Raw genomic sequence first — 18,403 nt, 5'->3', positions numbered from 1 at the left:
GGGCCATGGAAAGCAGCAGTGCCGCGTCGGGCGGCAGCACGCGCCGCGAGGCCACCCGGCAGAAGCTCTACGAGGCGGCCGTCACGCTCATCGCCGAGCAGGGCTTCTCCGCCACGACCGTGGACGAGATCGCCGAGCGTGCCGGGGTCGCGAAGGGCACGGTCTACTACAACTTCGCGAGCAAGTCCGTCCTCTTCGAGGAACTGCTGCGGCACGGGGTCGGCCTCCTCACCGCCTCCCTGCGGGAAGCGGCCGAGCGGACCGCCCGGGAGGGCGGCACCAAGGTCGACGCCCTGGACGCGATGGTCCGCGCGGGGCTGGTCTTCATCGACCGCTACCCGGCCTTCACGCAGCTGTACGTGGCGGAACTGTGGCGCACGAACCGGGCCTGGCAGTCGACGCTGATGGTGGTCCGGCAGCAGGCCGTCGCGGTCGTGGAGGACGTGCTGCGCGCGGGCGTGGCGGGCGGCGAGTTCAGCGACGAGATCGACGTCCCGCTGACGGCGGCGGCACTGGTCGGCATGGTCCTGGTGGCCGCGCTGGACTGGAAGTCCTTCCAGCCGGAACGCTCCCTGGACGATGTCCACGCGGCGCTTTCCCGGCTGCTCCAGGGACGGGTGAGCGGCTGCCGCTGAAGGCCCGACGCGAGCGGCTCCGCCGAGGGCACGCCCCGAGCGGCTCCGCCGAGGACCCGCCCTGAGCGCTGCCGCTGACCGCGCCCCGACGCGAATATGAAAGCGCCGGTCCGCTGTGGCCGCGTCCCCCGCGGGCCACCTCGAACCGGCGCCTTCCTCGCTCCCCCGTTTTCCTGCTCCCCCGTACGTTCCCCCCGCAGGACCCCCGTTCGGTCGTCCCCCGGTTCTCCCCCGTGCCTCGCTCCCGCCGACGGCGTCGGCGGAAGGAGCGGATCGTGGGCCCGGTCCCGTTCCGGCGCCCCGTGTCGCCGGTACCGGGGCCGTGGCCCCCTCTCCGTGCCTCCACTCTCTCGTTCTCGCAGATCCTCTCCCATCCGCGCGCCTACTCAACTCCCTCCCTAGGTACGGGTACTCAGCCCTGCGCACGCGGCCCCAGAACGCTCCGTGGCCCGCTGGTCACGATCACCTCCGCGCCCGTACCCGAAAGGCGGCCGCGCGAGGGCTGTCAGTGGGGGCCGATAAAGTCCCTGGCATGGCACGGATTGCGGTGATCGGCGCCGGGATGGGCGCGCTGGCGGCGGCCGCCCGGCTGGCCGTCGCGGGCCACCGGGTGGTGGTGTACGAGCGGACGGACACCTACGGCGGAGCGCTGCGCCGCTTCGAGCGCGACGGGTTCTCCTTCGACACCGGCCCCGGCCTGCTCCCGCTGCCCGCCGTCTACCGCGATCTGTTCGTCAAGACCGGCAAGGAACCGCTGGAGGCCTGCGTCGACCTGGTCCAGGTCGACCCGTCGTCCCGGCACGTGTTCGCGGACGGCACCCGGGTCTGTCTGCCGAACGCCTCGCGCGCGGGCGTCGTGAGGGCCCTGGACGAGGCGCTCGGTGCCGGGGCCGGGAAGCGGTGGGGCGACTTCCTGGTGCGGGCCCGCGAGGCCTGGGACCGCACGCGCCGGCCGCTCCTGGAGGAGCCGCTGTGGCCGAACTGGCAGGTGCTGGCCGAGCGCGAGCCCTACCCGGCGGTGCCCCACAAGCGGCTGCTGCGCACCCGCAGGGCCGGCACGCTGGCCGAGGTCGGTGCCTGGGAGCTGCGGGACGCCCGGCTCACCGCGCTCCTGGAGAGCCACGCCCTGGCGTACGGCCTGGACCCCCGGACCACCCCGGCGAGCGCGGCCGTACTGCCGTACCTGGAGCACGCCTTCGGCACCTGGTACGTGCGCGGCGGTCTGCGCGAGCTGGCCCGCGCGGTGTACGAGCGGTGCGTGGCCCGAAAGGTCGAGTTCCGTTTCGGCGCCGACGTGACCGGGGTGCTGGAGAAGGACGGCCGGGCATCGGGGGTGGAACTCGCCGACGGCACGGTCACGGAGGCGGACTTCGTGGTCGCCGGTGTCGCGCCCGGCACGCTGGACCGGCTGTCGGCCCAGGCCGTGGTGCGGGGGGAGGGCGACGTGCCGCCGCAGCCCCCGGTGGCGAGCCGGGTCACGGTGCTGCTCGCCCTGCGCGGCGCCCGCCCCGAGGGCACGGCACACCGCACGGTGGTCCACGCGGCGGACCGCGAGGCCGAGTTGGACGCCCTGTTCGGCACGACGGCGCACAGCCCCCGTACCGCGACGCACAGCCCCCGTCCCACAGTCACGGTCCTGCGGCCCGACGACCCGCGACTGGTCCCGGACCCGGACCACGAGGCGGTCACCCTCACGACGGTGGTGCCCGCGCGGCCCGGCGAGCCCTGCGACGCCCTCACCGAGAACATGATCACGGTCGCCGAAAGCGCCGTACCGGACCTGCGCGACCGCCTCCTCTGGCACGAGGTGCGCACCCCGGCCGACATCGCCGGGGCGACCGGGGCGGAGGGCGGAGCGGTGCCGGTGCCCGCCCTGGCGGCGGACGGCGGGCGGCTGCTGCATCCGTCCAACGGCACGCGTGTGCCCGGCCTGTTCACCGTCGGCGGCTGGGCGCATCCCGGTGGCGGATTGCCGCATGCCGGTATGTCGGGCGCGCTGGTGGCGGGACTGATCGTGGAGGGACCGGAGTTCCGGGGCTCTCAGTGAGCGCGCCGCCCCGGCGGCGTTCAGGCTTCAGAAACGGTACTGCTCGTCGAAGCCGTTCCCGGGCGTCTGCTGCTGCCCATTGCCCTGGTACGGGTACGGCTGCTGCTCCGGCGGCAGCTCCTGGCCGTACTCGTCGGTGGTGCGCTGCTGCGGGACCCACACGCCGCCGGGCGGGGTCTCGCCGCCGTAGGTGCCGGCGTACTGGTCCTGGCCGTAGCCCTGCTGGGCGTAGTACTGCTGATCGCCGTAGGACGTGTCGTACGAGGCCCCGCCGTAGGTCGGCGTGCCGATGTACGGGTCGGAGTAGGCGGCGTACTGCTGCTGGTCCGTGGCGTCGTAGCCCTGCTGCTGGCCGTAGCCCGAGTAGTCGTAGGCGTAGGGCTGGTCGGTGCCCTGGGCCGTGGCGGCGTACTGGTCGTGGGGCGGGCCCTGCTGGTACCCGGTGTCGCCGTACACGCCGTAGGAGCCGGTGTCGTCGGGCACGGGCTGCGGCTCGTAGACGGCGGTGGTCTCGGCGGCCGTCGGGTGCACCGGGCGGGACGGGGTGAAGACGTCGTCGCGGTCGTAGTCGTCGTCCTGGCCGTAGGCGGGGGCGGCGGTGTCGCGGCGGTAGTCGGCGCCCTCGTCGCCGTAGCCGCCGTCGGCCGCCTCCATGCCGGAGACCTCCAGGCTCGGGTCCTGACGGCCGCGCTCGCCGCGGCGGCTCCTGCCGCCGCCCAGCATCGGCGCGTTCATCGCCCAGCCGGCCGAGAAGCCGCTGCGGAACGACAGGGTGACGTACGTCTGCCCGACCGCGAAGGCGGCCGCACCCAGCCCGATCACGATGACCGACGGGATCAGCACACCGACCACGACACCGAGGAAACCGGCGAAGGCCAGCAGCCGCCAGCGCAGCCGCGCCTTGTACTGCAGCAGCACCTCGCCCAGCAGCCACAGCGCGACGATGCCGAACGCGATGTAGAGGACCGCCCAGCCCATGTACGCCCCTCTCCCAGTCGCCGCTACGCAGTGTGTCGTATACCGGTGCGAACGGTCTAGGCCTGCGGTCGGTGGTGCAGGCCCAGGTTCTCGTAGATTTCCAGCGTCGCCGTGGAGTTGTTGAGCGTGATGAAGTGCAAGCCGGGCACACCCTCGGCGAGCAGCCGCGCACAGAACTCCGTGGCGAATTCGATACCAATGGAGCGTACAGCGGCCGGATCGTCTTTTGCTGTGAGGATCCGCTCTTTCAGGGCGGCCGGGAACGCGGCGTTGGTGAGGGACCCGATCCGTTCCAGCGAACGCACGCTGGCGATCGGCATGACCTCGGGAATGATCGGGGTGTCGCAGCCAGCGGCCGAGACGCGGTCGCGCAGCCGGAGGTAGTCCTCCGGGTGGAAGAACATCTGCGTGATGGCGTAGTCCGCGCCGGCACGGCACTTGTCGACGAAGTGGCGGACGTCGGTGTCCCAGTCGGCGGAGCGGGGGTGCATCGCCGGGAAGGCGGCGACGCCCACGCAGAAGTCACCCGACGCCTTGATCAGCTCGACGAGTTCGGCGGCGTAGGCGAGCCCCCGGGGGTGCGGCACCCACTCGCCCATCGGGTCGCCGGGCGGGTCGCCGCGCAGGGCGAGCATGTTGCGGATCCCGGCGTCGGCGTACTGGCCGATGATGTTGCGCAGGTCGGCCACGGAGTGGTCGACCGCCGTGAGGTGCGCGATGGGCGTGAGAGTGGTGTCGGAGGCGATCGCCTCGGTCGCCTTGACCGTGCCCGCGCGGGTGGAGCCGCCCGCGCCGTAGGTCACGGAGACGAAGTCGGGCGCCACCGCCTCGACCCGGCGCAGCGCGTTCCACAGGTTCCGCTCGCCCTTCGGGGTCTTGGGGGCGTAGAACTCGAACGAGTACGTCGTTTTGCCGGTCGCGAGCATGTCTCGGACGGTGCGCGCGTGGTCCGACCTGATGGATGCGGTGCCGAGGGCCATACCGGCAGGTTAGCCAGGGGCGGTCGGTCCCCCAACCAGACCCCGGACTTTTGCCTGATTTGTGCGCTTGTTGTCCACCCCTTGGACAAAGGGGCCTACACAGCGGTCTCCCGCTGCTCCCGCAGCCTCTTGGCGAATTCGGCCGCCGCCGCGCCCGGATCGTCGGCCTCGGTGATCGCCCGTACGACGACGGCACGCCGGGCTCCGGCTTCCAGGACCTGGTCGAGGTTGCCGAGGTCGATGCCGCCGATGGCGAACCAGGGCCGGTCCGTGCCGAGGGCGGCGGTGTACCGGACGAGGTCGAGGCCGGGGGCGTGCCGGCCGGGCTTGGTGGGGGTTGGCCAGCAGGGGCCGGTGCAGAAGTAGTCGACGCCGTCCTGGACGGCGGCCGCGGCGGCCTCGGACTCGGCGTGCGTGGAGCGGCCTATCAGGACGTCGTCGCCGAGGATCGCCCGGGCCGCGGGGACGGGGAGGTCGCCCTGGCCGAGGTGCAGCACGTCGGAGCCGGCGGCGTGGGCGACGTCCGCGCGGTCGTTGACCGCGAGCAGCTTGCCGTGCCGGGCGCAGGCCTCGGCGAAGACGGCCAGGTGCTCCAGCTCCTCGGCCGCCTCCATGCCCTTGTCCCGCAACTGCACGATGTCGACGCCGCCCGCCAGGACGGCGTCCAGGAACTCCACGAGATCGCCCTGCCGCTTGCGCGCGTCGGTGCAGAGGTAGACCCGGGCGTCGGCGAGCCGGGCGCGGGTGGTGGCGGTGGTGCCGGTGGTGGCGGCCATGCGGGTCGTCCCCCTGGGTGGTGGCGTACGGGTGCGGGTGTGCCCATGGTGGCGTACCCGCGCGAGGCGCACCCGTGACGGTGGCATGACGAGGCGCCGGGGCGCCCCCGTCAGCGGCGGGCGGGCAGGCGGGTACGGCGCCTCTGCGCACCGCATGCGGCAGGGCACCAGACACCCGGCCCCCACCGCCCCTGCCGGGCGCAAGCCACCCTGTGGCCGGGCCCCACGGGTCGCCCCACGGGCCCCGGCCCACACACCGGGCGGTTGTTCGAGTCCGGGCCGCTCGCACGGCACCGGACCGTTGTTCGGTCGTGGTCGGGTCAGACCGCGAGCGCCTGGGCGCGGCGCTTCACCTCCGTGCCGCGGTTCTCGCTCAGGGCCTGGGCCGGTGTGCCGGGCAGGCTCGGGTCGGGGGTGAAGAGCCACTCCAGCATCTCTTCGACCGTGAAGCCGTCGTCCCGCAGGAGCGTCAGGGTCCCGGACAGGCCCTTGACGACCTTGTCCCCGTCGATGAAGGCCGCGGGGACGTGCAGCGCGCGGTTCTCACCGCGGCGTACGGCGATGAGCTGGCCCTCCTTGACCAGCTGCCGCACGCGCGTCACCTCGACGCCGAGCTGTTCGGCGATGTCGGGGAGGGTGAGCCAGGCAGGGACGAGAGCATCGATCTTTGCGTCAATCTCGGTCACGGAAACCAGCCTGCCATCCCCCACTGACAGTCGGAAGTCGGGACCGCCCACCTGGGCGGACCCGCGCGCCTCGACCGCTATGCCGCCGCCGCCTTCAACGGCCTCGCCGGGTCCGCCAGCAAGGCCGGGTTCATGGGCGTGCCCGACTCGATCAGGCGGCGGCCCTGCGCCAGGTCCCGGGGCCGGCCCACCGCCAGCAGCGCGACCAGCCGGTCGCCGCGCAGCCAGCAGACCGTCCAGGCCGGTCCGGCCGGGTCGCCCCGCCACAGCGTCGTGTCGGCGGCCGCGTGATGCCCGGCGTACTGCACGAACCGCCCGAACTGCTCCGACCAGAAGTACGGCACGGGGTCGTACACCGCCGGGGTCTCCCCCGAGGCCCGGCCGACGATGTTCACGGCGACCGTGCGCGGCCCCTGGAGGGCGTTGTCCCAGTGGTGCACCAGCAGGCGCTCGCCGTACCGGCCCGAGGGGAAGGAGGCGCAGTCGCCGACCGCGTACACGTCGGGCACCGACGCACGCAGGTGCTGGTCGGCCACGATCTCGCCGTCGCCGCCCAGCTCGATCCCGGAGCCGGTCAGCCAGGCCGTGGCGGGACGGGCGCCGATGCCGACGACCACCGCGTCCGCGGGCAGCCGCGAGCCGTCGTCGAGAATCACCGTGCCGGGTTCCACGCGCTCCACGCGCGCGTGCGTCCGCAGCACGGCGCCCGCGTCGGCGTACCAGCGGGTCATCGGCGCGGCGACCTCGGCGGGCAGCGCCCCGGCGAGGGGCCGGTCGGCGGCCTCCACGACGGTCACCGCGCAGCCCGCCTCGCGCGCGGCCGTGGCGAACTCCGCGCCGATCCAGCCGGCACCGACGACCACGATGTCCTGCCGTCCGGCCAGCACCGGCCGCAGCCGCTCGGCGTCGTCCAGGGTGCGCAGCAGATGCACGCCCGCAACGCCCTCCGCCCCGGGCAGCCGGATCGGTTCGGCGCCGGTGGCGACGACCAGGACGTCGTACGGCACGGGCCCGTCCTCGGTGTCCAGCTCGTGGTCGCCCGGGCGCAGGCCGCGCACCTCGCAGCCGAGCCGCAGTTCGATGCCGAGGGCCTCGAAGTCGACGTCGAAGGCGGAGCCCTCGGCCTTGCCGAGCAGCACGGCCTTGGACAAGGGGGGCCGGTCGTAGGGCTGGTGGGGCTCGGCGCCGATCAGGCTCACGGTGCCGGTGAAGCCCTGCTCGCGCAGCGCGACCGCGGTCTGGACACCGGCCATGCCCGCACCCGCCACGACCACGCGCCGGGGCGCGGACGAACCTGGTTCCTGCGTCTGCTCGCTCACCTGATCACCATAGACAACTGACATTTTGTCAGTCAGTGCTCACCGCAGTGACCTGCTCCACAACGCTCGTCCCGCTGCCCGCCTGGGACTCCCACTGCCAGCTCTCCTCCAGCCGCACCCGCCCGTCGGACAGTTCCACGACCGTCGACACGCAGTGCCCGCAGGAGGTGGTGCCGTCCCCCTTGAGTTGGACGTACCGGAAATCCAGCCTGTCGCCTTCCCGGGTACCCACGAGATGTCCGCGTACGACGTCGCCGCCCGCGTACTCGGCCCAGATCTCACCGTCCTTCTCGTGGTACGTGAACCGGGTGCGGGTCCCCACCTGGCCGGGTGCCTGGTCGGCGACCGGGGCGAGGACCACTCCGTCGAGGGATCGGGCCATGGCGGTGGCTCCCTTACTGCGGCGTACGGCATCGGGCTAGGGTGGGTGGCCAACGTAAGGCACTCGCGGGAGCCCGGACGCACCGGGCTGAGAGGGAGGCTGGCGGCCTCCGACCGTACGAACCTGATCCGGGTCATGCCGGCGAAGGGAGGGGCTGGACGCCCATGTCGCGTACGCGAACCTCAGACGTCCTCGTCGTCGGGGGCGGGATCATCGGCCTGGTCACCGCGTGGCGGGCCGCGCAGCGCGGGCTCGCCACCGCCGTGGTGGACCCGGAGCCGGGCGGCGGAGCCGCACAGGTGGCGGCCGGGATGCTGGCCGCCGTCACGGAACTGCACTACGGCGAGCAGACCCTGCTCGGGCTGAATCTGGCCTCCGCCCGGCGCTATCCGGACTTCGCGGCCGAGCTCACCGAGGAGACCGGCCACGACCTCGGCTACCGCCGGTGCGGCACGCTCGCCGTGGCGCTGGACGCCGACGACCGGGCCCATCTGCGCGAACTGCACGCCTTGCAGCAGCAGTCGGGCCTGGAGTCGCAGTGGCTGTCGGGCCGGGAGTGCCGCCGCCTGGAGCCGATGCTCGCGCCGGGCGTGCGCGGCGGGCTGCGGGTCGACGGGGACCACCAGATCGACCCGCGGCGGCTGGCCGGGGCGCTGGTCGCCGCGTGCGAGCGGGCCGGTGTGGTCTTCCACCGGGCGTGGGCCAAGCGGCTCACCGTCGTAGGGGACCGGGCCACGGGCGTCGTCACGGACGACGGCACCCCGCTGGACGCCGGGCAGGTCGTACTGGCCGGGGGCAGCCTCAGCGGGCGGCTCGCGGGCGTCCCGGAGGAGGTGCTGCCGCCCGTGCGGCCGGTGAAGGGGCAGGTCGTACGGCTGACCATGCCGCAGCGGCACGGGCCGTTCCTGAGCCGGACCGTGCGCGCGGTCGTACGCGGCAGCCATGTCTACCTGGTGCCGCGCGAGAGCGGCGAGCTGGTCGTCGGGGCGACCAGCGAGGAGCTGGGCTGGGACACCACCGTGACCGCGGGCGGCGTGTACGAGCTGCTGCGTGACGCGCACGAGCTGGTCCCGGGCATCACCGAGCTGCCCCTGACCGAGACCCGGGCCGGACTGCGCCCCGGCTCCCCCGACAACGCGCCCCTGCTCGGCCCGACCGGGCTGGAGGGGCTCCTGCTGGCCACCGGGCACTACCGCAACGGCGTCCTGCTCACGCCGGTCACCGGCGACGCCCTGGCGCACGCGCTGGCGACGGGCGAACTCCCCGAGGAGGCCCGGCCCTTCACGCCGAAGCGCTTCAGCACCGCCACCGCACTCACGGAGCAGCCCGCATGAACATCTCCGTCAACGGGGAGCCCCGGGACGTCCGGCCCGGCACGGCTCTCGACGCCGTCGTGAAGTCCCTCACCGCCGCACCGTCCGGCGTGGCCGCCGCCCTGAACGAAACCGTCGTCCCGCGCGCGCAGTGGCCGTCCACGCCCCTCACCGAGGGGGACCGCGTGGAAGTCCTCACCGCCGTCCAAGGAGGCTGATCATGGCCGACGATCCGTTTGTCCTCGGTGGTACGTCCTTCACGTCCCGCCTGATCATGGGTACGGGCGGAGCGCCCAGCCTCGACGTGCTGGAGCGGTCGCTGGTCGCGTCCGGGACGGAGCTGACGACGGTCGCGATGCGCCGGGTGAACGCCTCGGTGCACGGCTCGGTGCTGTCCGTCCTCGACAAGCTCGGCATTCGCGTCCTGCCCAACACCGCGGGCTGCTTCACCGCCGGTGAGGCCGTCCTCACGGCCCGGCTCGCGCGCGAGGCCCTCGGTACGGACCTGGTCAAGCTGGAGGTCATCGCCGACGAGCGCACGCTGCTGCCGGATCCGATCGAGCTGCTGGAGGCGGCCGAGACGCTGGTCGACGACGGGTTCACGGTGCTGCCGTACACCAATGACGACCCCGTGCTGGCGCGGAAGCTGGAGGACGCCGGCTGCGCGGCGATCATGCCGCTCGGCTCGCCGATCGGCTCCGGGCTGGGAATTCGCAATCCGCACAACTTCCAGCTGATCGTCGAGCACGCGCGTGTGCCGGTGATTCTGGACGCGGGGGCCGGTACGGCGTCGGACGCGGCGTTGGCGATGGAGCTGGGGTGTGCGGGTGTGATGCTCGCCTCGGCGGTGACGCGGGCTCAGGAGCCGGTGTTGATGGCTGACGCGATGCGGCATGCGGTGGAGGCGGGGCGGTTGGCGTACCGCGCCGGGCGTATTCCACGACGGCATTTCGCGGAGGCGTCCTCGCCGGTGGAAGGGCTGGCCAGGTTGGATCCGGAGCGGCCTGCTTTCCAGTGATCCGGCGGTGGTGCCGCCCTGGGGGCACCACCCAGGCCCTTAAGGGGTCCTTGCACTGGGAGAGGCACGACTGCCCGGAGCCGGGTGGGACACACGTCACAGGTCCGCTTCAGTCGCGCTCCGAAACTGACGGGGCGAATGGAGCTGTCAGTCATGGCTCGTACACTCGCCTGCGTGGACACGACCCTTCAGGACCCCTTGGCCGGGCAGGTGCTCGACGGCCGGTATCGCATCGACGCGCGGATCGCCGTCGGCGGGATGGCCACGGTCTACCGGGCCGTGGACACCCGGCTCGACCGGGTCCTCGCCCTCAAGGTGATGCACCCCTCGCTCGCGGTCGACGGCTCGTTCGTCGAGCGGTTCATCCGCGAGGCGAAGTCGGTGGCCCGGCTGGCGCACCCGAACGTGGTGCAGGTCTTCGACCAGGGCACCGACCGCGGTTACGTCTACCTCGCCATGGAGTACATCGCGGGCTGCACCCTGCGGGACGTGCTGCGCGAGCGCGGGGCCCTGCAGCCGCGTGCCGCCCTGGACATCCTGGAGCCGGTGCTGGCCGCGCTGGGCGCCGCGCACCGCGCCGGGTTCGTGCACCGGGACATGAAGCCCGAGAACGTCCTGATAGGGGACGACGGCCGGGTCAAGGTCGCCGACTTCGGCCTCGTACGGGCCGTCGACACGGTGACGAACACCACCGGCACCGTCCTCGGCACGGTCTCGTACCTCGCCCCCGAGCAGATAGAGAGCGGCACCGCCGACCCCCGCGTCGACGTGTACGCGTGCGGCGTGATGCTGTACGAGATGCTCACCGGCGACAAGCCGCACGACGGGGACTCCCCGGCCGTGATCCTCTACAAGCATCTGCACGAGGACGTCCCGCCGCCCTCGGCCGCCGTGCCCGGTCTGGCGTACGAGCTGGACGAGATGGTGGCCTCGGCGACCGCCCGCACCCCGGAGATCCGCCCGTACGACGCGGTGGCGCTGCTCGCGCAGGTCCGTGACGGGCGCGGCCGGCTGACGGTGGAGCAGCTGGACGCGGTGCCGCCGCAGGCGCTCGCGGCGGACCATGTCAACGCGGACGACCGTACGAGCGTGATCCCGCGGGTGCCGGCCACGCCGCGACCGCTGCCCGTCAACGAGGACGAGGAGGAGGGCTCCGCGGCCGCGATCAACCGCACGAGCCGCTTCGAGTCCCCTCCGCCCCCGCCGTCCCGGCGCCGCTCGGGTCCCCGGCGCGGTCCGATGGCGATCGTCGCCGCCGTCCTGCTCGTGCTCGGACTCGGCGCCGGCATCTGGTACATCAACTCCGGCCAGTTCACCAAGGTGCCCCCGCTGCTGGCGAAGACCCAGGCGCAGGCCGAGGACCGGCTGAAGGATGCCGGGCTCGAGGTCGGCAAGGTCAGCCACGCCCACAGCGACACCGTCAAGCGCGGCACGATCATCGGCACCAACCCTGAACCGGGCTCCCGTATCCGCCTCAACGATTCCGTGTCGTTCACCATCTCCGACGGCCCCGAGACCGTGCGCGTGCCCGCCCTCGCGGGCCGGAAGCTGGGCACGGCGCAGGACCAGCTGAGGGACGACGGGCTGGAGCCGGGCATGGTCACCCGGGAGTTCAGCGAGGACGTGCCCAGGGGCTCGGTGATCTCCGCGCGGCCGGCGGACGGCACCAAGGTGCGCGCGGGCTCGGCGGTCGCGCTCGTCGTGAGCAAGGGCAGCCCGATCGACATCCCCGACGTCACCGGTGACGACCTGGCCGACGCCAGGGCCGAGCTGATTGACGCCGGTCTCAAGGTGAAGGTCGCCGCCGAGCGGGTCACCTCCTCCGAGTTCGGCAAGGGCCAGGTCGCCCGGCAGAGCCCGAAACCCGGCGGCCGGGCGGCCGAGGGTGACACGGTGACGCTGACGGTGTCCAAGGGCCCCGAGATGATCGAGGTCCCGGACGTGGTCGGTGACAGCGTCGACGACGCCACGCGGGAGCTGCGGAGCGCCGGGTTCCAGGTCGACGAGGACCGCGGACTGCTCGGCCTGTTCGGCGACACGGTGAAGGACCAGTCCGTGAAGGGCGGCGAGACCGCTCCCAAGGGCTCGACGATCACCATCAAGATCAGGTGACGGATGCGGGCAGGGAGCCCGTGGACGGGACGGGGCCGGGCGCATGACACCCTGAACGGGTGAACCATCAGCTGTCCTCCGGCCCCTCCCGCAACCCTGTGGGCGGCCACGTCCCCGTGGCCGGTGGCCTGCACTCCGTCGGCCTGACCTACGCCCGTGACCTGAAGGCCGAGACCGTCCAGGTCTTCGTCGCCAACCCGCGGGGCTGGGCCACTCCAGTCGGCAATCCGAAGCAGGACGAGGCGTTCCGCGCCGCGTGCGAGGCCGAGTCGGTCCCGGCGTACGTGCACGCCCCCTACTTGATCAACTTCGGCTCGCACACCGAGGCGACCGTGGAGCGGTCGGTGGAGTCGCTGCGGCACTCGCTGCGCCGCGGACGGGAGATCGGGGCGCTGGGCGTGGTCGTGCACACCGGCAGCGCGACCGGCGGCCGGGAGCGGTCGGTGGCGCTGAAGCAGGTACGGGAGCATCTGCTTCCGCTGCTCGACGAGCTGACCCACGACGACGACCCGTTCCTGCTCCTGGAGTCGACGGCCGGGCAGGGCGCCTCGCTCTGCTCACGGACCTGGGACTTCGGCCCGTACTTCGAGGCGCTGGACGCGCATCCGATGCTGGGCGTGTGCCTGGACACCTGCCACATCTTCGCCGCCGGGCACGACCTGACCGGCCCCGGCGGCATGCACCGGACACTGGACCTGCTGGTGGACACGGTGGGCGAGGGCCGGCTGAAGCTGATCCACGCCAACGACTCCAAGGACGTGGTGGGCGCGCACAAGGACCGGCACGAGAACATCGGTGTCGGCCACATCGGCGAGGATCCGTTCCGGGCCCTGATGACGCACCCCGCGACCGAGGGCGTGCCGCTGATCATCGAGACACCGGGCGGCAAGGAGGGGCACGCGGCGGACGTGGAGCGGCTGAAGAAGCTGCGCGACTGCTGAACGACCTCGAAGGCGTCAGAGGCCGGGGCCGTCCCCCGGCCCCTCCTGGTACGAGTAGCGCTGTTCCCGCCATGGATCGCCGATGTTGTGGTAACCGCGCTCCTCCCAGAAGCCGCGCCGGTCGGCGGTCATGTACTCCACGCCGCGCACCCACTTGGGGCCCTTCCAGGCGTACAGGTGGGGCACGATCAGGCGCAGCGGGAAGCCGTGCTCGGCGGTGAGCAGCTCGCCGTCCTTGTGGGTGGCGAACAGGACGTGCTCGGAGGCGAAGTCGGACAGCCGGAGGTTGGAGCTGAATCCGTACTCGGCCCACACCATCACATGGGTGACGTCGTCCGCGGGCGGCGCGATGTCGAGGATCGTGCGCGCGGGGATACCGCCCCACTCGGCGCCCAGCATGCTGAACTTGGTGACGCAGTGCAGATCGGCCATGACGGTGGTGTACGGCAGGGCCGTGAACTCCTCGTGGGTCCAGCAGTGCTTGCCGCCGTCCGCCGTGGCGCCGAAGACCCTGAACTCCCAGCGCTCGGGCCGGAACCTGGGGACGGGCCCGTAGTGCGTGACCGGCCAGCCGCGCTGCACCCGCTGTCCCGGCGGAAGTCCGGGCTGCGTCGCTCCTGCCGGATCGCGCCCTTCTCCCGATTCGTGTCCCACCGGCTGACCCATGCCTCCATCCTGACAGACCCCCGGTGATGCCCCCGACCAGGGCAACCCCAAAACGGGCAATGAGGACTAAGCATGCCCTTACTTAGTAAGTGAAGACTTACTGGACGATCTTCGTCGCCGATGGAATCATGCGGCGCAACCTGCCAGTTCCCCCCGCGCGGAAGGAGCCTCTGCGATGCAGGGCGACCCCGAGGTCCTCGAATTCCTGAACGAGCAGTTGACCGGCGAGCTGACGGCGATCAACCAGTACTGGCTGCACTACCGGATCCAGGACAACAATGGCTGGACCAAGCTGGCCAAGTACACGCGTGAAGAATCCATCGACGAGATGAAACACGCGGACAAGATCACCGAGCGCATCCTCATGCTGGACGGTCTGCCCAACTACCAGCGGCTCTTCCATGTCCGGGTCGGCCAGACGGTCACCGAGATGTTCCAGGCGGACCGGCAGGTCGAGGTCGAGGCGATCGACCGCCTCAGGCGCGGTATCGAGGTGATGCGCGGCAAGGGCGACGTCACGTCCGCGAACCTCTTCGAGTCGATCCTCGAGGACGAGGAGCACCACATCGACTACCTGGACACGCAGCTGGAGCTCATCGACAAGATCGGCGAGGCGCTGTACATCGCGCAGCAGATCGAGCAGCCTAGCTAGCCGGACCCCTGCGGCTCTAGGCGGCGTCTTCCAGTTCCGCGAGCACCGGCTCGCTCCGGTCCGCCAGCTCACGACGAGGGCACGAACCCCTGCCGAGGAGTGCCTGGATGCGGCGTACGCACGACCCGCAGTCCGTGCCCGCCTTGCAGGCGGACGCGATCTGCCGAGGGGTGCAGGCGCCGCCGTCCGCGTGCTGCTTGACCTGCTGCTCGGTGATCCCGAAGCAACTGCAGACGTACACGCGGTTCACCTCCAGGGCGGGTTCGATCCTTGGCGCCGTCCCCGTTGATCGGTGAGGCTAACCTAACCTTACCCGCCGGGTGGGAGGCAGAAAAGCGGAGAGGGGCGCGGATCGTGTGATCCGCGCCCCAGTCCATGCCCGGGTAACAGGCGGACCCGTTACTGGTCCCTGTACATCTCGGCCACGAGGAACGCCAGGTCCAGCGACTGGCTGCGGTTGAGCCGCGGGTCGCAGGCCGTCTCGTAGCGCTGGTGCAGATCGTCGACGAAGATCTCGTCGCCGCCGCCCACGCACTCGGTGACGTCGTCGCCGGTCAGCTCCACATGGATGCCGCCCGGGTGGGTGCCGAGCGCCTTGTGGACCTCGAAGAAGCCCTTGACCTCGTCGAGCACGTCGTCGAAGCGACGGGTCTTGTGCCCGGAGGCCGCCTCGAAGGTGTTGCCGTGCATCGGGTCGGTGACCCAGGCGACGGTGGCGCCCGAGGCGGTGACCTTCTCGACCAGCTCCGGAAGCTTGTCGCGGACCTTGTCGGCGCCCATGCGGACGATGAAGGTCAGCCGGCCCGGCTCACGCTCCGGGTCGAGGCGCTCGATGTACTGCAGCGCGTCCTCGGCCGTGGTCGTCGGACCCAGCTTGATGCCGATCGGGTTGCGGATCCTCGAGGCGAACTCGATGTGCGCGTGGTCCAGCTGCCGGGTGCGCTCGCCGATCCACACCATGTGCGCGGAGACGTCGTACAGCTGCCCGGTGCGCGAGTCGACCCGGGTCAGGGCGGACTCGTAGTCGAGCAGCAGCGCCTCGTGCGAGGAGTAGAACTCGACGGTCTTGAACTCCTCCGGGTCGGCCCCGCAGGCGTGCATGAAGTTCAGCGCGTTGTCGATCTCGCGCGCCAGCTGCTCGTAGCGCTGCCCCGACGGGGACGACTTCACGAAGTCCTGGTTCCAGGCGTGCACCTGGCGCAGGTCGGCGTAGCCGCCGGTGGTGAAGGCGCGCACCAGGTTCAGCGTGGAGGCCGAGGCGTGGTACATCCGCTTCAGCCGCTCGGGGTCCGGGATGCGGGCCTCTTCGGTGAAGTCGAAGCCGTTGACGGAGTCGCCCCGGTACGTCGGCAGCGTCACGCCGTCGCGGGTCTCGGTCGGCTTGGAGCGCGGCTTGGAGTACTGGCCGGCGATACGGCCGACCTTCACGACCGGCACGGACGCGGCGTACGTCAGCACGGCGCCCATCTGGAGCAGCGTCTTGAGCTTGTTGCGGATGTGGTCCGCGGACACCCCGTCGAACGCCTCGGCGCAGTCGCCGCCCTGGAGGAGGAACGCCTCTCCCTTGGCGACGGCCGCCATCCGGGCGCGCAGCTGGTCGCACTCGCCCGCGAAGACGAGCGGCGGATACGACTCGAGGTCCGCAACGACTGCGCGCAGAGCCTCGGTGTCGGGGTACTCGGGCTGCTGCGCCGCGGGCAGGTCTCGCCAGGTGTTGCCAGCACTCGTGCTGGTCTTAGCGTTCACGGTCACGGCCCCAACATTACGGGGTCGTGTCGGGCGTCCTGGCCCATGCCCAGCAATTGAGACACGGGGTACACGACTCGGACACGGGGTCTCGGGCATGGGGTAGGGTGCCTGCCATGTTCGCGCACTCGATCCAGACCTGGTGGTGGACCGCTCATCCGGCGGCCCACTGACTGCGCGTACGACAGACTTCGCGAAGGCCGCCCCAGGGGCGGCCTTCGGCGTTTCCCTAGGTCCGCTCCTCACCGACATCGATCGCCGTCGATCGACAGCCCCGGAGGAACCATGGACCTGACACAGCTGCCGCACGAGCCCCGCCCCTTCGCCCTGCTCCGCCGCCGCACCCCGGGCCACGACCAGGACCTGATCGAGGTCCTCATCGGCCCGGTCACCAGCTACGACCGCCTCGCCGACCTCCCCGACGAGGGCCTGGCGCTCGTCCCCTTCCGGCAGATCCGCGAGCGCGGCTTCGACGTCCGCGACGACGGCACGCCACTGTCGGTGCTGACCCCCGTGGAGTCCTACGCCGTCCCGCTCGCCGATGCCCTGGAGCAGCTCCCGGGACACGACGTGCGGGTCGAGGGCGGCGGTTTCGACGTCGGTGACGAGGAGTACGCGGAGATCGTCGGGCGGGTGCTGCGGGAGGAGATCGGGCGGGGCGAGGGAGCGAACTTCGTCATCCGGCGGACGTACCAGGGGGAGATCCCCGGGTTCGGCCGGGCCGACGCTCTGGCGCTGTTCCGGCGGCTGCTGGAGGGCGAGCGGGGCGCGTACTGGACGTTCGTCGTGCACACCGGGGACCGGACGCTGGTGGGGGCGAGCCCCGAGGTGCACGTGCGGATGTCCGGCGGCACGGTCGTCATGAACCCGATCAGCGGAACCTACCGCTACCCCGCCGAGGGGCCGACGCCCGAGCACCTGCTGGACTTCCTCGCCGACGGCAAGGAGATCGAGGAGCTGTCGATGGTCGTCGACGAGGAGCTCAAGATGATGTGCACCGTCGGCGACCGGGGCGGGGTCGTCGTAGGGCCCCGGCTGAAGGAGATGGCGCACCTCGCGCACACCGAGTACGAGCTGCGCGGCAAGTCCTCGCTGGACGCGCGTGAGGTGCTGAAGGAGACCATGTTCGCGGCGACCGTGACGGGCTCGCCGGTGCAGAACGCCTGCCGGGTCATCGAGCGGCACGAGGTCGCGGGGCGCGGGTACTACGCCGGTGCGCTGGCCCTCCTCGGGCGGGACTCGGGTGGCGCCCAGACCCTCGACTCCCCCATCCTCATCCGCACGGCCGACATCGACGCCGGCGGCCGGCTGCGGGTGGCGGTGGGCGCGACGCTGGTGCGCGGCTCCGACCCGGCGGGCGAGGTCGCGGAGACGCACGCGAAGGCGGCCGGGGTGCTGACGGCGCTGGGTGTACGGCCGGGCCGGCAGCGCGAGGAGTCCGTACGGCCCCGGCTGGCCGACGATCCACGCGTGCGGGCCGCGCTCGACGGGCGCCGGGCCTCGCTCGCGCCGTTCTGGCTGCGGATGCAGGAGCCGTCCGAGGAGCTCACAGGACACGCCCTGGTCGTCGACGGCGAGGACACCTTCACGGCGATGCTCGCGCATGTGCTGCGGTCGGGCGGGCTGGAGGTGACCGTCCGGCGGTACGACGAGGACGGGCTCCGCGAGGCGGTGCTCGCGCACGAGGGCCCGGTCGTGCTCGGCCCGGGCCCCGGTGACCCTTGCGACCTCACCGATCCCAAGATGCGGTTCCTGCGCGACCTCACCGCCGAGGTCGTCCGTGATCACCCGCACGGTGTGCTCGGCGTCTGCCTCGGGCACGAGCTGATCGCGGCCGAGCTGGGGCTGGAGATCGTCCGCAAGGAAGTGCCGTACCAGGGGGCGCAGACGACGATCGACCTGTTCGGGCGGCCGGAGACGGTCGGTTTCTACAACAGCTTCGTGGCGCGCTGCGACGAAGGCGCCCGTCAGGAGCTGGCCGCGCACGGCGTGGAGGTCAGCCACGCGGCGAACGGAGAGGTGCACGCGCTGCGCGGGCCCGGATTCGCTGGAGTGCAGTTCCACCCGGAGTCGGTGCTCACCCTCTGCGGCGCGGCGGTCGTGCGGGACCTGGTGGGGCAGCTGCGGGGCACGAGCGCGCCCTCGGTGTAGC

19 protein-coding genes and 1 riboswitch are annotated in these 18,403 nt (G+C 72.0%); of the genes, 10 read left to right on the top strand and 9 right to left on the bottom strand.

Features of this window, described 5'->3' with window-relative positions; all coding sequences use genetic code 11:
- Positions 1-5: 5 nt before the first annotated feature.
- Both ACFZDA_RS23450 and ACFZDA_RS23445 read left to right on the top strand, forming a co-directional pair.
- The gene (locus ACFZDA_RS23450) at positions 6-635 is read left to right on the top strand and encodes a TetR/AcrR family transcriptional regulator (RefSeq protein WP_307174672.1); all 630 of its coding nucleotides are present in this window, start codon (positions 6-8) and stop codon (positions 633-635) included.
- 532 nt (positions 636-1,167) lie between these two features.
- Entirely contained in the window at positions 1,168-2,682 is a 1,515-nt protein-coding gene (locus ACFZDA_RS23445) for an FAD-dependent oxidoreductase (protein WP_391084807.1), read from the top strand.
- Positions 2,683-2,709: 27 nt separating this feature from the next.
- Here ACFZDA_RS23445 and ACFZDA_RS23440 read toward each other — a convergent pair whose 3' ends face one another.
- The 6 genes from ACFZDA_RS23440 to ACFZDA_RS23415 all read right to left on the bottom strand — a co-directional run bounded on the left by ACFZDA_RS23440 (position 2,710) and on the right by ACFZDA_RS23415 (position 7,803).
- Entirely contained in the window at positions 2,710-3,660 is a 951-nt protein-coding gene (locus ACFZDA_RS23440) for a hypothetical protein (RefSeq protein ID WP_391084804.1), read from the bottom strand.
- Between the two features lie 56 nt (positions 3,661-3,716).
- Positions 3,717-4,640: a methylenetetrahydrofolate reductase [NAD(P)H] gene (gene metF / locus ACFZDA_RS23435; RefSeq protein WP_391084801.1), complete on the bottom strand. Its 924-nt coding sequence runs from the start codon at positions 4,638-4,640 to the stop codon at positions 3,717-3,719.
- A 95-nt stretch (positions 4,641-4,735) separates the two neighbouring features.
- On the bottom strand, positions 4,736-5,416 hold the full coding sequence (thiE, locus tag ACFZDA_RS23430) for a thiamine phosphate synthase (RefSeq protein ID WP_391084798.1): 681 nt from the start codon (positions 5,414-5,416) through the stop codon (positions 4,736-4,738).
- A 320-nt stretch (positions 5,417-5,736) separates the two neighbouring features.
- Positions 5,737-6,102, bottom strand: a complete 366-nt coding sequence (locus ACFZDA_RS23425; RefSeq protein ID WP_020274483.1) for an Rv2175c family DNA-binding protein — start codon at positions 6,100-6,102, stop codon at positions 5,737-5,739.
- Positions 6,103-6,179: 77 nt separating this feature from the next.
- Positions 6,180-7,421 (bottom strand): FAD-dependent oxidoreductase, encoded by a 1,242-nt coding sequence (locus ACFZDA_RS23420; RefSeq protein WP_391084793.1) that lies wholly within the window; start codon positions 7,419-7,421, stop codon positions 6,180-6,182.
- Positions 7,422-7,449: 28 nt separating this feature from the next.
- Positions 7,450-7,803: a hypothetical protein gene (locus tag ACFZDA_RS23415; RefSeq protein WP_391084790.1), complete on the bottom strand. Its 354-nt coding sequence runs from the start codon at positions 7,801-7,803 to the stop codon at positions 7,450-7,452.
- Positions 7,804-7,858: 55 nt separating this feature from the next.
- Positions 7,859-7,970, top strand: a riboswitch (TPP riboswitch).
- On the opposite strand from ACFZDA_RS23415, the gene thiO reads away from it, so the two are divergent.
- The 5 genes from thiO (at position 7,968) to ACFZDA_RS23390 (ending at position 13,187) form a co-directional block, all read left to right on the top strand.
- Positions 7,968-9,137, top strand: coding sequence for a glycine oxidase ThiO (gene thiO / locus ACFZDA_RS23410; RefSeq protein ID WP_391084786.1), 1,170 nt, complete (start codon positions 7,968-7,970; stop codon positions 9,135-9,137). Its footprint overlaps the riboswitch before it by 3 nt.
- On the top strand, positions 9,134-9,334 hold the full coding sequence (gene thiS / locus ACFZDA_RS23405) for a sulfur carrier protein ThiS (RefSeq protein WP_086565092.1): 201 nt from the start codon (positions 9,134-9,136) through the stop codon (positions 9,332-9,334). Before thiO ends, thiS begins: the two co-directional genes overlap by 4 nt.
- A 2-nt stretch (positions 9,335-9,336) precedes the next feature.
- Entirely contained in the window at positions 9,337-10,134 is a 798-nt protein-coding gene (locus ACFZDA_RS23400; protein WP_391084783.1) for a thiazole synthase, read from the top strand.
- Positions 10,135-10,308: 174 nt separating this feature from the next.
- Positions 10,309-12,246 carry a Stk1 family PASTA domain-containing Ser/Thr kinase gene (gene pknB, locus ACFZDA_RS23395; protein ID WP_391084780.1) on the top strand — a complete coding sequence of 646 codons (1,938 nt, stop codon included), beginning with the start codon at positions 10,309-10,311 and terminating at the stop codon, positions 12,244-12,246.
- Positions 12,247-12,305: 59 nt separating this feature from the next.
- Positions 12,306-13,187, top strand: coding sequence for a deoxyribonuclease IV (locus ACFZDA_RS23390; protein ID WP_391084777.1), 882 nt, complete (start codon positions 12,306-12,308; stop codon positions 13,185-13,187).
- Positions 13,188-13,202: 15 nt separating this feature from the next.
- Here ACFZDA_RS23390 and ACFZDA_RS23385 read toward each other — a convergent pair whose 3' ends face one another.
- Complete coding sequence (locus tag ACFZDA_RS23385) at positions 13,203-13,853, bottom strand: molybdopterin-dependent oxidoreductase (protein ID WP_391084774.1); 651 nt, start codon at positions 13,851-13,853, stop codon at positions 13,203-13,205.
- A gap of 175 nt (positions 13,854-14,028) precedes the next feature.
- Here ACFZDA_RS23385 and bfr point away from each other — a divergent pair, with 175 nt between their 5' ends.
- Positions 14,029-14,505, top strand: coding sequence for a bacterioferritin (gene bfr, locus ACFZDA_RS23380; protein WP_391084770.1), 477 nt, complete (start codon positions 14,029-14,031; stop codon positions 14,503-14,505).
- A gap of 16 nt (positions 14,506-14,521) precedes the next feature.
- On the opposite strand, the gene ACFZDA_RS23375 is transcribed toward bfr, so the two are convergent.
- Both ACFZDA_RS23375 and ACFZDA_RS23370 read right to left on the bottom strand, forming a co-directional pair.
- Complete coding sequence (locus tag ACFZDA_RS23375) at positions 14,522-14,755, bottom strand: (2Fe-2S)-binding protein (protein WP_391084767.1); 234 nt, start codon at positions 14,753-14,755, stop codon at positions 14,522-14,524.
- 149 nt (positions 14,756-14,904) lie between these two features.
- Positions 14,905-16,257, bottom strand: coding sequence for a class II 3-deoxy-7-phosphoheptulonate synthase (locus ACFZDA_RS23370; protein ID WP_086565086.1), 1,353 nt, complete (start codon positions 16,255-16,257; stop codon positions 14,905-14,907).
- A gap of 110 nt (positions 16,258-16,367) precedes the next feature.
- On the opposite strand from ACFZDA_RS23370, the gene ACFZDA_RS23365 reads away from it, so the two are divergent.
- The gene (locus tag ACFZDA_RS23365; RefSeq protein WP_082319877.1) at positions 16,368-16,424 is read left to right on the top strand and encodes a trp operon leader peptide; all 57 of its coding nucleotides are present in this window, start codon (positions 16,368-16,370) and stop codon (positions 16,422-16,424) included.
- A gap of 112 nt (positions 16,425-16,536) precedes the next feature.
- Complete coding sequence (locus ACFZDA_RS23360) at positions 16,537-18,402, top strand: chorismate-binding protein (protein ID WP_391084764.1); 1,866 nt, start codon at positions 16,537-16,539, stop codon at positions 18,400-18,402.
- The last annotated feature ends 1 nt before the right edge of the window (position 18,403 follow it).

It is taken from the genome of Streptomyces sp. NPDC007991 (genome assembly GCF_042958445.1).
GTDB lineage: Bacteria > Actinomycetota > Actinomycetes > Streptomycetales > Streptomycetaceae > Streptomyces.
This window is presented reverse-complemented; position numbering and strand designations above follow the sequence as displayed.